The organism is Mucilaginibacter sp. UYCu711 (assembly GCF_050433825.1).
Taxonomy (GTDB): Bacteria; Bacteroidota; Bacteroidia; order Sphingobacteriales; family Sphingobacteriaceae; genus Mucilaginibacter.
The window spans coordinates 428,803-443,591 of record NZ_JBNPWM010000003.1 but is presented as its reverse complement, the minus strand read 5'-3'; the positions used below and the strand labels follow the sequence as shown (position 1 = coordinate 443,591).

The 14,789-nt window shown below is 43.5% G+C and carries 12 protein-coding genes; 8 read left to right on the top strand and 4 right to left on the bottom strand.

All coding sequences use genetic code 11. The features are described 5' to 3' along the window. Positions 1-2 precede the first annotated feature (2 nt). On the bottom strand, positions 3-998 hold the full coding sequence (locus ABIB50_RS09135) for a fumarylacetoacetate hydrolase family protein (protein WP_429379144.1): 996 nt from the start codon (positions 996-998) through the stop codon (positions 3-5). Between the two features lie 226 nt (positions 999-1,224). On the opposite strand from ABIB50_RS09135, the gene ABIB50_RS09130 reads away from it, so the two are divergent. The 3 genes from ABIB50_RS09130 to ABIB50_RS09120 all read left to right on the top strand — a co-directional run bounded on the left by ABIB50_RS09130 (position 1,225) and on the right by ABIB50_RS09120 (position 4,260). Beyond that, entirely contained in the window at positions 1,225-1,695 is a 471-nt protein-coding gene (locus ABIB50_RS09130) for an Lrp/AsnC family transcriptional regulator (protein WP_429379142.1), read from the top strand. A 318-nt stretch (positions 1,696-2,013) separates the two neighbouring features. Next, positions 2,014-3,567, top strand: a complete 1,554-nt coding sequence (locus ABIB50_RS09125; RefSeq protein ID WP_429379140.1) for a sensor histidine kinase — start codon at positions 2,014-2,016, stop codon at positions 3,565-3,567. After that, positions 3,568-4,260, top strand: coding sequence for a response regulator transcription factor (locus tag ABIB50_RS09120; protein ID WP_429379138.1), 693 nt, complete (start codon positions 3,568-3,570; stop codon positions 4,258-4,260). It begins immediately after the preceding gene. A 300-nt stretch (positions 4,261-4,560) separates the two neighbouring features. Here ABIB50_RS09120 and bshA read toward each other — a convergent pair whose 3' ends face one another. Continuing rightward, positions 4,561-5,718, bottom strand: a complete 1,158-nt coding sequence (gene bshA / locus ABIB50_RS09115; protein ID WP_429379136.1) for an N-acetyl-alpha-D-glucosaminyl L-malate synthase BshA — start codon at positions 5,716-5,718, stop codon at positions 4,561-4,563. Positions 5,719-6,149: 431 nt separating this feature from the next. Here bshA and ABIB50_RS09110 point away from each other — a divergent pair, with 431 nt between their 5' ends. Further along, positions 6,150-6,572 (top strand): VOC family protein, encoded by a 423-nt coding sequence (locus tag ABIB50_RS09110; RefSeq protein WP_429379134.1) that lies wholly within the window; start codon positions 6,150-6,152, stop codon positions 6,570-6,572. Positions 6,573-6,649: 77 nt separating this feature from the next. Here ABIB50_RS09110 and ABIB50_RS09105 read toward each other — a convergent pair whose 3' ends face one another. Next, on the bottom strand, positions 6,650-8,455 hold the full coding sequence (locus ABIB50_RS09105; protein WP_429379132.1) for a serine hydrolase domain-containing protein: 1,806 nt from the start codon (positions 8,453-8,455) through the stop codon (positions 6,650-6,652). Continuing rightward, positions 8,442-10,073 (bottom strand): amidohydrolase, encoded by a 1,632-nt coding sequence (locus tag ABIB50_RS09100; protein WP_429379130.1) that lies wholly within the window; start codon positions 10,071-10,073, stop codon positions 8,442-8,444. Before ABIB50_RS09100 ends, ABIB50_RS09105 begins: the two co-directional genes overlap by 14 nt. A gap of 122 nt (positions 10,074-10,195) precedes the next feature. Between ABIB50_RS09100 and mutL the strand changes: the two genes are divergently transcribed. Genes mutL through ABIB50_RS09080 form a run of 4 tightly spaced genes read left to right on the top strand, consistent with a single transcriptional unit; the run spans position 10,196 to position 14,777 of the window. Further along, the gene (gene mutL / locus ABIB50_RS09095) at positions 10,196-12,058 is read left to right on the top strand and encodes a DNA mismatch repair endonuclease MutL (RefSeq protein WP_429379128.1); all 1,863 of its coding nucleotides are present in this window, start codon (positions 10,196-10,198) and stop codon (positions 12,056-12,058) included. Positions 12,059-12,077: 19 nt separating this feature from the next. After that, positions 12,078-12,791, top strand: a complete 714-nt coding sequence (locus ABIB50_RS09090; RefSeq protein WP_429379126.1) for a rhomboid family intramembrane serine protease — start codon at positions 12,078-12,080, stop codon at positions 12,789-12,791. A gap of 13 nt (positions 12,792-12,804) precedes the next feature. Further along, positions 12,805-13,668: a rhomboid family intramembrane serine protease gene (locus tag ABIB50_RS09085; RefSeq protein ID WP_429379124.1), complete on the top strand. Its 864-nt coding sequence runs from the start codon at positions 12,805-12,807 to the stop codon at positions 13,666-13,668. Further along, a complete protein-coding gene (locus ABIB50_RS09080) occupies positions 13,665-14,777 on the top strand; it encodes an endonuclease/exonuclease/phosphatase family protein (protein ID WP_429379122.1) in 1,113 nt (370 codons plus the stop codon). The genes ABIB50_RS09085 and ABIB50_RS09080 overlap by 4 nt, the downstream gene beginning before the upstream one ends. Positions 14,778-14,789: the final 12 nt, after the last annotated feature.

Sequence of the window (14,789 nt, the reverse complement as noted above, 5' to 3'; positions counted from 1 at the left end):
GGTTATTTCTTTTGTTTTAGTATCGACCAATCAGTCGCCTCGGCTACCATTGTATTGGTTAACGTGCCTAAGCCGGTTATCTCCATCGTTACCTCATCGCCGGGTTGCAGCCATTGGGTTTTATAGTTATAATCGTTTAATATTCCTGTTCCGTTCAATTCTAAAAAGCAACCGGTACCAACCGTGCCCGAGCCTATCACATCGCCGGCATACAGGTCAACACCGTACGATGCCCGTTCAATGATCTCGGCAAAGGTCCAGTCCATATCAGCCATATTCCCTTTTGATACCTCGATACCGTTTACCTTGCAGGTCATTTCTAAATTATAGGCAGCACCGGTATGGCCCGGTTTGGGTTTCGTTTTGTAAGGTTGCAGCTCATCTGCGGTAACCAGCCAGGGGCCTATTACGGTGGCGAAGTCCTTGCCTTTGGCCGGGCCGAGGTTGAGCAGCATCTCCTCCATTTGCAGGGTGCGTGCGCTAAGGTCATTCATGATCATGTAGCCCGCTATGTAACTATCAGCATCCACAGCTTTAATGTTGCGGCCGGGCTTGCCAATTACTATAGCTGCTTCCAACTCGAAATCAAGCTTGTTGAAATGGTCGGGCATGCAGTTGATGTCGCCTGGCCCATAGATAGCATTGTGGTTGGTAAAATAAAATATCGGGTACTGGTCAAACTCTTTAATCATATCGGCGCCACGGTTACGGCGGGCCGACTCCACATGCTGCCTGAAAGCATATCCATCCCGGCAGGATGTTGGATTAGGTACAGGGGCCAACAGCTCATACTGCTCAATCACCCGCGCATTGATCTGTTTGGCTTTGATCTGCTCCTCAATGCGTTTGGCTTTCTCCATCAGCACCTCGCCGCCGTTTAAAAATTCGGTCATGCACCCGGGCAGGATCACCCCACAGGTATTCAGGTCAAAAAGCTGGTCATTAACAATCAGGCCCAATCCCTCGCGGGTGGCGGTTTTATAGGTAACTAATTTCATTAGGTCTTCTCTTAACAGGTTGTATCTAAGGCAACAATCGCAATTTCAATTAGTTTGTAGCTGTTGCGGATACCGTAAGTCGTAATTCTATATAAATTTCAGGATTTGCTGTTTAATTAACAGTATACCAATATATAATCCGTAGATTGTACTGTTATTACCATATAAGACAGGATTTAATCCTGTTTGATGATAGTTATTTATCCCTTTTCCGAATACTTTACTTATGTTAAATAAATTAGATACCGTTGATAAGCAGATCCTGCAAATATTGCAGGACAATGCCCGCATGACCAACAAAGAAATTGGCGAGAAGCTGCACAAAAGCGCCAGCGCCGTTAACGACCGCATCCGCCGGATGCAGGAGCAGGGCTATATCAAGAAATACGTGGCTGTACTGGATAATAAAAAGATAGATCGCGGCCTCATTGCCTTTACGCATGTACAGCTGCGCGACCATAGCAAGGAAACGCTTAATTATTTTGAGAACGAGATAATAAAAGTGCCCGAGGTGATGGAATGTTACCATATGTCAGGCCAGTATGATTTTATATTGCGGGTAGCGGTGAAGGACCTGGATGCCTACCACCAGTTCCTGATGAACCATTTGTTTGAGACCGTGCCCATGGGCGCGCTGCAAAGCACCTTTGTAATGCGCGAGGCAAAAGCCGAAATGGCTTATCCTATTACCTTTTAAGTGTTTCACAAATAGTGAAACACTTTGAAACACCTGAAACACTTTTTTATTGTAATGGCCTGTAAATAAGCATGTTGTTTAAAATGAAGTGAAACACTTTGCAACAGCACAAATAGTTTAAGTGATTGGCGGTAAATTATTGATAATAAGTTACTTGTTTGATTTTTGCGCGATTTTAAGGATCGAAGTGAAACACTTTGAGTGAAACACTTTTTGCCATTCATTTTCCTTATCCTTTATTAAACAATGTTAATGTATGTTAACAGGAAAGAGCTTTTATAAATGCGGCGTATATCTTCGTTTTAAATATCAGAAACGATGAAAAGAAAACTAAACCTTATCCTTATACCTATCACGCTGGCCATATTTGGTATTATGTGTTTTCAGGTAGACTGGATGATTAAAACCAATAACACAGAGGTGGCAGCTATAATGAGTGAAAGTAGCGTAGCATTATTCGATGCACTTACAAAAGTAAAGGCCGAGCAAAGAGCGATCGACTCTACCTATATTGCTACTAACCTAAAAAAATGGGTGGATACAGTAAAAATGCAATACATTAATGGTGGTGATTCGCTGCATATCGATTTGGAGTATTTGCATCCAACACTTACGCGGCCTAACATAAAAACCGGGTATTATATGCATATGGGTCTTTCATCTCCTGATGGGGTTTCGATCATGTCGCCTGGAATACTTAGTACTGGTAAATTTATTGAATCGACGACTGCTGCTACTAATAAAAAGAACATGCGACTTGATGATTCGCTCCAAAAGTTTTTTCATTGGGGCTATCACGAGGAAGAGAAATTTTTCCGGGAAATGGTCGGTAAGACCCGCGACCAGGCATTTAAAGACGATTCGGCTAAGATTTATAAATATCTTATAGAAGGCTTGCTACACTTTAGGGTGACAGATCCTGGCAAGATGGGTTTAGTTTTAGCCTTTGGGAATAATTTGCCCTATTTGCCCTATTCGCCAAAACACGACGTATTTATCCAACCTTTTAGGCAGAATGTATTGCATGGGTATCCCCAAAAACGAAAGGTAGCATTGTATTTCCCTAATAGAATGTATTGGGTAATTTCTCAAATGGCGACCAGGGTAGCTATAGGTATTTTGTTGATTTTAATATTGATCTTCTCCTTCAGCTACCTCATCAAAATAATTAAACAGCAAAAACAATTAGCCGATATTAAAGATGATTTTATCGACAATCTTACCCACGAGTTTAAAACACCTATCGCCACCATATCGGCAGCTATAGAGGGGATGCAAAACTTTAAGGCACTGGATGATAAAGAAAAAACCAATCGCTATTTAGACATCTGCAAAAACGAACTTACCCGACTAAATGATATGGTAACCAAGTTGCTTAATATTTCTGTGTACGATAAGAATAAGTTAAAAGTCTCCCTGCATCATTTAGATATAGTTGCATTGACAGATGAGATCATCGGCATGGAAAAATTCAGATCAGTTAAACCGGTTAAGTTTACGGTTGATATAGCTGATGAAGTAAAACATATCCAGGCTGATCCACTGCATTTTAAAAACGTGTTGATCAACCTGGTAGACAATGCGGTAAAATATTCCAAGGAGTCGGTTGAGATAGCGATTATTGGAGTGAAGGACAAGGGCTTTGCTTACTTTACTGTCCTTGATAATGGTATAGGCATCCCAGCAGCAGAGCTTAAACATGTATTTGATAAGTTTTATCGTGTGCCTACCGGCGATGTGCATAATGTTAAAGGCAGCGGCCTGGGCTTAAGCTATGTCAAATCGGTTATTGAAGCGCATGGCGGTACCATAACCGTAAATAGTGAAATAAATATCAAAACGGAGTTCATCATTTCCATACCTTTAAAATAGATGGGTACTACTAAAGTTTTACTGGCCGAGGACGAAACCTCGCTGGCGCATATCATCCGCGAGAGTTTGGAAGAGCGCGATTTCAAAGTTATTTTATGCCCTAACGGGAAGGTAGCCTTCGAGCAATACCAGGCACATAAACCGGACATTGTGGTACTGGATGTAATGATGCCCCTGATGGATGGTTTTGAAGTAGCCCAAAAAATACGGGCGACAGACAGACAAACACCTATTATCTTCCTAACCGCTAAATCACAATCAAAAGACGTGGTAGCAGGGTTTGAATTAGGTGCAAACGACTATCTGAAAAAACCATTCAGCATTGAGGAATTGATCGTACGCATCCAGGTGCAATTGAGTAAAGAAGGCGTATTAAACGCCAAACCAATTAGTGAGACCGAAGTGTTCCAGTTTGGCGAATTTATCTTCAACCCACGCAAAAACCTGATCGAACAGGGCATAAACATAACACAGCTAACATCCCGCGAAAGCGAGATCTTAAAAATACTTTGCCAGAATTACCAGCAGGTAGTGAAGCGCCCGTTTATACTGCAAACACTTTGGGGCAATGATAGTTTTTTTAACGCCCGCAGCCTGGATGTTTTTATTACCAAGCTGCGCAAGCACCTGTCGGCCGATCAATCAGTGCAGATCATTAATGTGCGGGGGATAGGGTATAAGTTGGTTTATTGAAAAAAAATTGTTGTTATAGACAAAGTGATTAAACAAACTTGCCCCATAGGGGCTACCTGTTTGTAGAAATTAATCCATCAGATATTTTGCTCCGTAGGTGCAACCCTTAATAAATTAGTCGCCGCCTGTCAATTCAGGGTCGCACCTAAGGAGCGATTTTTATTTTTATCTATTTTACTACAAACAAGTAGCCCTAACGGGGCAATCGCTTCAATATCATTATTAAATATGGTAGTAAAATAAGCAATCGTGCTTAGATGAAACTCCGGTATGGCATTCTTCCTGTCGCAAAGTAAGAAGTTATTTCTTTGCGCAACTTGCCGCCTTAGTTCTTGTTTTGGCAATAACTTCGATATAATAGTTTTCATATATCGGTAAGATCTTCGCCAGGTCAAACTCTTTGGCGCGGGCAAGGGCGTTTTCTTTAAAGGTTGCCAGGCGTACTTCGTCCTCTAAAATGTAAATAGAGCTGTCGGCCATGCCTTGTATGTCGCCAATGTCTTTTAAAAATCCGGTTACACCGTCTATGTTTAATTCGGGCAGGCCGCCGGCATTCGAGCTTACCACAGGCACTTTGCAGGCCATAGCTTCTAATGCCGCTAAACCAAAACTTTCAGATTGTGACGGCATCAGGAACAAATCAGATACCGATAAGATTTCTTCAATAGCATCCTGCTTGCCTAAAAAGCGCACGTCGTCACCTACGCCCAAATCGCGGCATAATTGCTCGCAATCGCTGCGCTCGCCGCCATCACCAACCATTAATAGTTTCGATGGGATCTTTTCGAGGATCTTAGCGAAGATCCTTACCACGTCCTCGGTACGCTTAACCTTGCGGAAGTTGGAAGTATGGATCAGGATTTTTTCGCCCTCTGGCGCAATAGCTCTTTTAAAATGATCTTTGGCCTGCAGGTTAAAGCGGTGCAGGTCTATAAAATTGGGGATGACCTTGATGTCGTTCTCGATCTCAAAAAACTCATAAGTGTCCTTCCTTAAGTTTTCTGATACGGCAGTAACCCCATCGGACATGTTGATAGAAAAAGTTACCACCGGTTTATAGGTGCGGTCCTTACCAACCAGCGTAATATCAGTACCGTGCAGCGTGGTAACAACAGGGATATAAATCCCATACGTTTGTAAGATTTGCTTTGCCATAAACGCCGCCGAAGCATGCGGAATGGCGTAGTGTACGTGCAGGATATCCAGCTTTTCAAATCGTACCACATCAACCATACGACTGGCCAAAGCCAACTCATAGGGCGGATAATCAAACAACGGGTATTTAGATACCGATACCTCGTGGTAAAAAAGATTTTCCGAAAAGAAATCCAATCGGGCAGGTTGGTTATAGGTTATGAAGTGTACTTGGTGGCCGTTATCAGCAAGTGCTTTGCCAAGCTCCGTGGCTACAACCCCGCTACCGCCGAAAGTTGGGTAACAAACTATTCCGATTTTCATTTAGTCTGGATGTGGATATGTTGTTGTGATAATATAATGCAAGTTTAACAGCAAATAATGGATTTAGTGTTTTTCATTTGTAATATTAATATGATGTAGGATTTCGGATGTGCGATTTCGGTTTGTTTTTGCGATCCCGGCGATTTTAAATAAAGTTGTGGAATGCTTAAGAGCCATCGGCTCGACCTATATTGTAGCACCGGGTTTTAACCCGGTGAATGGTAAAAAATATAAACACGAGTGCCGTAGGCACGACACATATTATATGGGCCGGGCCTACGGCACTTTATTTATTCTGTTTAGATATACAACGGGTTGAAACCCGTTGCTACAAAATTGACCGAGGCTACGCCTCTATTGAAATCTTCAAATACTCCTGATTTTAAATCAGAAATCACATCGACATCCGAAATAAACCGCATCTTTAACTTATGGAAAGCGCAATAAATTTAAACATCAGGGCCATACAGCATATCGGTATACCTGTAACTGACATCAAAGCATCGGCAGCATTTTACAGCAAGCTTGGTTTTGCTAACGCGATGGAAAAGCCGTTTACCTATAACGCCGAACAAGGCACCTGCGTAATGATGAAACGCGATAACATGATAATGGAGCTATACCAAATGCCCGACAGCGTATTGCCCGAAATTGCTGCCCGAAAAGACGGCCATGTAGACCATGTAGCTTTTGACGTAGCCGATATTGATGAAGCCTACGCCACAGTAAAAGCAGGCGGATTTAACATCATAGAACCCGGGCCGGTGTTCCTGCAATTTTGGAACAACGGTTGCAAGTATTTCAACATTACCGGGCCGGATGGTGAACGATTGGAGTTTAACCAGGTACTGTGATTTCGGAATGCGAATTGCCGAATGCGGAATGACTGGGATTTATAATTTCGCATTCAAAGTTCCGCGCTCCGCATTCATCACATCCCCTTCGCTATCGCCTTATAAATTACATCCTGGATCCTTGGCCTTATATTTAAGCTGCCCAGTTTACTGCTAACAGTTGGGTAAGTGCGGTTTGATAAAAAGATATAAACCAGGTTATATTTCGGGTCGACCCAAATACAGGTGCCGGTATAGCCGGTATGGCCATAACTATCCGGCGATGCCAGCTCAGATGGGTATTTCCTGTCGGCTATCGGGTCCCAGCGATCAAAGCCGTAGCCCCGGCGACTTATGGCCGATTGCTTGGCCGTAAACAGGTCGACTGTTTCGGATTTGATGAATTTATCGCCGCCATAGGTGCCCTTGTTTAATAGCATTTGATAAAGGATAGCCAGGTCATTAGCGCTGGCAAACAATCCAGCGTGGCCCGCTACACCGCCCATTAACGCGGCGGTAGGGTCGTTAACATAACCTATTAGTTCAGATTTCCGGTAAACCTCATCATCTTCTGACGGGATGATCTGCGCTTCCGGGAAACGGTATAACGGTAAAAAGCCAGCCGTTTGCATGCTCAACCTGTTGTAAAATTGCTGCTGCACGTATTGGTTAAGCGGCGTTTTCATAATACTTTCAACCACTTGCTGCATCAGCAACATGCTTATATCGCTGTAAACATATTGGCCGCGTGTTTTAAGCGGAGAGTTATACATAGCCGGCAGCATAATGTCTTTATAATAATCCTTCCGCAAAAAATAACCTTTATTAACCTTAACCGGGAACGCGGCAGATGAGTCGGCGCTATGATCGGTCGGTTTAATTTTATCAAACGTTGGGATATCAGGTATCAGCCCGGCCTGGTGCATTAATACCTCACGAACCTGTATATCAGCTTTATTGGTATTGCGGGCCATCGGCAGGTAATAAGCCAGGGTCGAATCAACGCTAAGCTTACCTTCGTCCTTGAGCTGCATAGCTGTAATGGTAGTCGCCGAGATCTTGGTCATGGATGCCACATCAAAAATATCGGTGATCTTGTCAGGCATGTCCGCGGCATAGGTATGGTAACCGTAGGCTTTATTAAATATCACCTTACCCTCTTTGGCAACCAGTACTACGCAGCCGGGGGTAGCGTGTGCATCCATAGCCTCTTTAGCTATCTTGTCTATATCCTGCAGGTTTTTAGCGTTAATGCCAACAGCCTCGGGTACGGTATATTGCAGGCGGGTCTTTTCTGTTAAAAAACCCATGCCAAAACGGTATTTCTGGGTAATACTACCGGTTAGTTTTTGGGTGATGGCAACCCCGCCAAATATGGCCTGCGCGCTATAATAAGCGGTAACAGCCGATGCATGATCAGCATAAATTATGGGTGCGGTAACATCGGTTAGTTTAGCCAGCTCTTCACCTTTGCCAAAATAGGCTATCACCACATTCCTGGATTTTTGATTGTCTGTAATAAATTTTACTAATTCGGTATTATTCAGATCAGCCTCGTTAAGCTGTACAATAATTGTGTTGTATGGTTTAAGATCGGTAGAAAGTTGTGTAAGCGCCCGTTTACCTACGTAACCCGCCATGCTATAAGATTCTACCCTTGCATACTTGTTTAACAAACTGTCAAACCCTGTGGCAAATGGGTTTGATAAATGGATGCTGGCAATTTTTAAGTTGCCAACATTACGTAAAGGGATGAGGGAATTATCATTATTCAATAATATGGTCGACTTCTCGGCCAACCGTTCTTCTTTCAGATAAGCAAGCCCGGCGTTTTGGGCGCAAGCCGAATTAAATAAAGTAAATACAAATAAAATTAAAAGAACACAATTATTATTTTTTCTCATACACCTTTTCTCCGTTTATGTAGGTTTTTAAAACTTTTATATTTGGTAATACACTTGCATCGGCCTTCATCAGGTCCTGGTCGGTTATTATAAAGTCGGCATACTTGCCCACCTCAATGCTGCCTTTTTCTTTTTCCTCGAAATTAGCTTTAGCTGCCCAAATGGTTATTCCTCTTAGCGCTTCGGTCCTGCTTAAAGCATTTTCTACCTGGAAGCCATTTGCCGGATACCCTTTCAGGTCCTTACGCACTACTGCCGCGTAAAACGTATAAAACGGACTAATATTCTCGACCGGGAAATCAGTACCAAGCGGCATCCAGCCGTTTTGCTGCAATAGGTTTTTATAGGCATAAGCCGATTTTAACCTTTCGGCACCTAAGCGTTGCCCGGCCCAGTACATATCAGAGGTAGCATGTGTAGGCTGTACTGATGGAATAATATTATTCTGCCCAAACAAAGCCACATCACCAGGCGCTACCACCTGCGAATGCTCTATGCGCCACCTGCGGTCGTTCTTACCTTTTAATGCTGCCGCGTATATTTTTAATATCACCCGGTTAGCCGAGTCGCCAATGGCGTGGGTGCACATCTGGAAGCCTTTTTCGGCTATTATTTTGGCAACTTCTTCAAAATGTTTCTGACTGCTTAGTAAAAAGCCGCTCCAGTTTTTTTGATCGTTATAAGGCTTTAGCAAACACGCCCCGCGCGAACCCAATGCACCATCGGCATAAACTTTAAATGAGCGTACGTCTAACCCCGGAGTTTTAAATACGCCGCGTTTAAATAAGTATTCATAATTTTCGGGCCTGTCGGCCAGCATTACATACATGCGCATTTTTAGCGCGCCTTTGTGCTGCAGTTCGGCAATGGTGCTTACCATGGTGTAGGGCAGGCCGCAATCGTCAACGGTAGTAAGGCCCACAGCAAAGCAATTGGTTTGCGCGCTTAAAAGCGCGTTTTGGGTTAGCTGCTCAGTTGGGTCGGGAATTTTGCGGGTAACAATGCCTATGGCGTTATCAATTAATAAGCCGGTAAGTTTGCCGTTTATGGTTTCAATTTCGCCGCCGGCAACTTTTTGTCCCGGTTTAATGCCTGCTATGTTTAGCGCTGCCTGGTTGGCAATTACGGCATGGCCGTCAACCCTGTGCAATATAACCGGGCGCACCGGGAAAAACTCGTCAAGCAGGGCTTTATCCGGGAATTTTTTGCCGGCCCATAAGTTTTGGTCCCAGCCATTGCCTATTATCCAGCCGTCGGTATTACGGTCGGCATAAGCTTTTACGGTATCAACTACTTCGGCCCAGCTTTTAAGAGCTTTTAATGGCACTTGCTGCAGGCCCAGCCCATATTCATAAAAATGAGCATGCGCATCAATAAAACCGGGATATATGGCTTTGCCCTTTGCGTCTATAACCTCGCGGGCCAGGTATTTTTCTTCTAAGGTATCGGCACTGCCAACTGATATAATCTTGCCGCCGCTTACCACAAACGCATTGGCGGTAGTAAAGGTGCTGTCAACCGTATACACCACCGCGTTTTTAACCAACAGGTCGGCATTGTACTCTTTTTGCTTGCAGGCTGCAACAAAAAGCAGCAGGATGGGCCATAGTTTTTTCATACAGTTGATGTAAGGATGTAAATATATTGCACTTAACAGTATATACAACTATCAAATGATAAAGTTATGGCATCAAATAATTAATTTAGCACCGAAAACGTAATTGAAGGGGAATTTTATAAATGTCAGACATAATTCAGCTTTTACCAGACTCAGTCGCTAACCAGATCGCCGCGGGCGAGGTGGTGCAACGGCCGGCATCTGCGGTAAAAGAACTGATAGAGAATGCTATTGATGCCGGGGCGGACAAGATTCAATTAATTGTGAAGGATGCCGGCAAATCATTAATACAAGTTATTGATAACGGCTGCGGCATGAGCGGCACCGACGCGCGCATGAGCTTTGAGCGCCACGCCACATCAAAAATTAAGAAAGCCGAGGACCTTTTTGCCATCCGCACCATGGGTTTCAGGGGCGAGGCTATGGCATCTATCGCCGCTATTGCGCAGGTGGAGCTAAAAACCCGCCGCCACGAGGATGAGCTGGGTACACAGATCTTTATTGAAGCGTCAGAAGTTATTAAGCAGGGGGCGTGTGCGGCTGTTGCCGGTACTTCTATCTGCGTAAAGAATTTATTTTACAATATTCCGGCGCGCCGTAACTTTTTAAAAAGCAACCCGGTGGAGATGCGCCATATTATTGACGAATTTCAGCGCGTCGCGTTAGCGCATCCCGAAGTATTCTTTACGCTGCATCATGACGGGCAGGAGGTTTACCATTTACCGGCCACTACGTTAAAGCAACGGGTTATCCACCTTTTTGGTAACAATTATAACCAGCGCCTGGTACCGGTTGAGGAAGATACCACTATTATTAATCTGCGTGGTTTTGTGGGCAAGCCCGAGTTTGCCAAGCGCACCCGTGGCGAGCAATTCTTTTTTGTAAACAACCGTTTTATAAAGGACCCGTATTTAAACCATGCGGTGCTGACGGCTTTCGAAGAGCTGTTGCCAGATGATACCTATCCGCTGTATGTGTTGTTTATAGATATCGATCCTTCAAAAATTGATATCAACGTACATCCCACAAAAACAGAGATCAAGTATCAGGACGAGAAAGCCATCTACGCCATCATCCGCTCTGCGGTAAAACGGTCGTTAGGGCGATATAATATTACCCCAAGTTTGGATTTCGACCAGGAGAACAGCATTGAGCACCTGATCACCCCAAAACCTTTCGAGGAGATCATAGCCCCGGTTATTGCTTTTAACCCCGATTTTAACCCGTTTACCAAAACCGAACGGGAGTTACCATTTTTGCGCGATACGGGCGGCAGTCGCAGCAACCCTAACAGGATCAACCCTATCCCAAATAACTGGGATACATTGTACGAGATCAGCAAAAAAGATACGAATACACAGCACGAGATCCATACGGAAGAAACCGTAGCTGTGAATGACCAGGAAATTGTCAAATCAACCGACAGGCAGTTTTTCCAGATCCATAACCGGTTTATCATGTCGCAGATCAAGTCGGGTTTTATGCTGATTAATCAGCAAGCCGCGCACGAGCGGATTTTGTACGAGCGTTTTTTGCAGCAATTGCAAAATCATTCAGGCGTTAGCCAGCAAAGTTTATTCCCGCAATCGCTTACACTAAACGGGGCCGATTTTGAGTTATTGAAAGAGTTGATGCCCGATATCCGCGCGCTGGGTTTTGATATTCGCGAGTTTGGTAAAAACACCGTGGTTGTAGAAGGTATCCCGGCCGACCTGAACAATGTTGGCGAACACGAGTTATTAGAGCGTTTGCTGGAAGGCTTTAAAAATAACCTTTCGATACTAAAACTGGATAAGCGCGATAACCTGGCCCGGTCATTGGCACGTAACGCGGCCATTAAAGCGGGCACCAAATTATCGGCCGAAGAAATGAACCAGCTAACTGATCAACTTTTTGCCTGTCAAATGCCAAATGTTGCGCTAAATGGCAAGCCTGTAATTAGTACCTTTACACTAAATGAATTAATAGAACGGTTTGAAAAATAACCGATACGATATATAGAATATGCAATCACCTTTCGCAAACCTTTCACCGGTAGTAAAAAACCTGCTGATCATAAATGTTATATGCTTTTTGCCTTATTTGCTGTTTAATGAGGCGATGGTAAATCAAATTTATAATCTCGCTTCGGCACATTACTTTGATTCGCCTTTGTTCAAACCATGGCAGCCTATTACCTACATGTTTTTTCATGGCGGCTGGATGCACATTATTTTTAACATGTTTGCCTTATACTCGTTTGGCGCCGTGTTAGAGTATTCAATGGGTTCGCAAAAGTTTGTGTTGTTTTATTTTATTTGCGGGCTTGGGGGTATAGCCTTACAGTTAATAGTGCAGGCTATTGAGGTTCACGGCATAATAGGCACATTTACAACGCCTGATATTAATGCTACCTTAAACAGTATTCCTTTAGAAGACGCTAAAAAATTAGCTGGCATTTATATGTCATCAATGGTAGGTGCATCGGGGGCCATATTTGGCTTATTAATAGCCTTTGGTATGATGTACCCCAATGCAGAATTAATGATCATGTTTATACCGGTACCGGTAAAAGCAAAGTACATTATGCCGGTGTATGTATTGTTGGAGCTATCATTAGGTGTAACCCGGTTCGCGGGTGATGATGTTGCCCACTTTGCGCATTTGGGCGGAGCGTTAATAGGATTTATTTTAGTAAAAGCCTGGCGCTTGCAGGGCCCCAAAGACTTTCAATTTTAAGTATTAACAGATCATGACGTTGTGGCAAGAAATAAATAACAAAGTGTTCCGGTCGGGTAGTAAACTATACGTGCTTATCGGCATTAATGTTATTGTTTTTTTGGTGATTGGCGTGTTATCCATATTTGAGCGGTTAGTATTCCGAACGACCATAGTTGACGACCTTACCCGCGAATATTTATACATGCCAGCTTATCTGCCCAAACTGGCCGTACGTTTCTGGACACCGTTTACTTATATGTTTTTGCATGCGGGTATCTTCCATATATTATTTAACATGCTTTGGCTTTACTGGCTGGGGCAGATATTTGAAGAGTATTTAGGCACCAAACGCACATTAGGCTTATATTTATTAGGCGGGCTGGCCGGCGCCGCGTTGTTCCTGATCAGTTATAATGTTTTCCCGGCGTTTACGCAAAGTGGGTTACTGTTAAACAGCTCGGTGGTGGGCGCATCGGCAGCGGTTATGGCGGTAATTGTTGGCGCGGCTACCATAGCGCCAAATTATACCATATCCTTAATGTTTATAGGCCCTGTGCGGTTAAAATGGCTGGTTATATTTTACCTGGTGATTGATTTTTTAGGCATATTAGGCCCCAATGCCGGTGGCGAAATAGCGCACTTAGGCGGCGCGCTGTTTGGGTTTATATACGTTAAACAGGTGCAACAGGGGCGTGATATGATGGGCGGGATAGCCAAACTGTTTAAGAAAAAATCTAAACTAAAAGTAGCCTCGACCAACCGCGACAAAAGTTCGCCTTCGGGTGTGCCGCGGCAGGATGAGATTGACCTGATATTGGATAAAATATCAAAAACGGGATATGATAACCTGAGCAAGCAGGAAAAAGAAACTTTATTTCGCGCCAGCAAAAAATGAAGAAAAAGCAAAAATTGCCTTTTTTCGATAAAGTGTTTTTATGGATAAACTGCGGTTTATGCCTGGCTTTGCTGGTAAGTTACCTTGCCCCCGTAACCGATCCTAAAACAACATGGGTCATCGCGTTCTTCGGGCTGGCTTACCCGCCGTTATTATTGGTTAACCTAATAATGATTGCCTATTGGCTGTTACGCAAAAACTGGTTGGTACTGATATCCGTATTGGGTATACTTTGCGGTTTTGGCATTTTAGAAAAAAATATCGGGCTGCATCCCGGCAATAGTAATATAGCTAAGCCAGATGCCGGTAACGCCGTTAGGATGATGACCTACAACGTGCACGATTTTAAAAAATATGGCTCAGGAAAAGATATATCTACCAAGCATGAAATTTTAGAACTCATAACCAATCAACAACCTGATGTTATTGGTATGCAGGAGTTTTATACCCGCAAACGGGGCCAGTATGCTATGGTTGATTCTATGAAAAAAATCATTGGGTCGGCTAATTATTATTTTGAAAATTTTAGTGGGAGTGAAGACGAAAAACTTGGTATAGCTATTTTTTCAAAATTCCCCATTATTGCAAAGGGCCTTATACAGCTATCGCCACTATACAGCGGGAACCAATGTTTATATGCTGATATCAAACAAAACGATCATATTTTCAGGGTTTATAGCGTACACCTGCAATCCATCCAGTTTGAACCGGCCGACTATAAGTACATAGATACCGTAACCCAAAAAGGCAAACCCGATCTTAGCTCGACCAAACGCTTAGGCGGCAAATTAAAAAGAGCATTTATGAAACGCAGCGAACAGGTAGCTTTGATAAGAGCCCACGCCAGGCAATGCCCGTACCCATACATTATATCCGGCGATTTTAATGATACGCCATCATCATACGCGGTAAACCAAATGGCAAAGGGGCTTAAAAACAGCTTTGTTGAAAAAGGATTTGGCCTGGGCCGTACCTATAACGGCGATTTCCCGAATTACCAGATAGACTATATACTGGTGTCGCCGCAATTTAACGTTGCCAGCTATACCATAGCCGAGAAAAAATTATCAGATCATTACCCGGTAATTGCTGACCTGGTGTTAAAATAGGTGAGTAGTTTA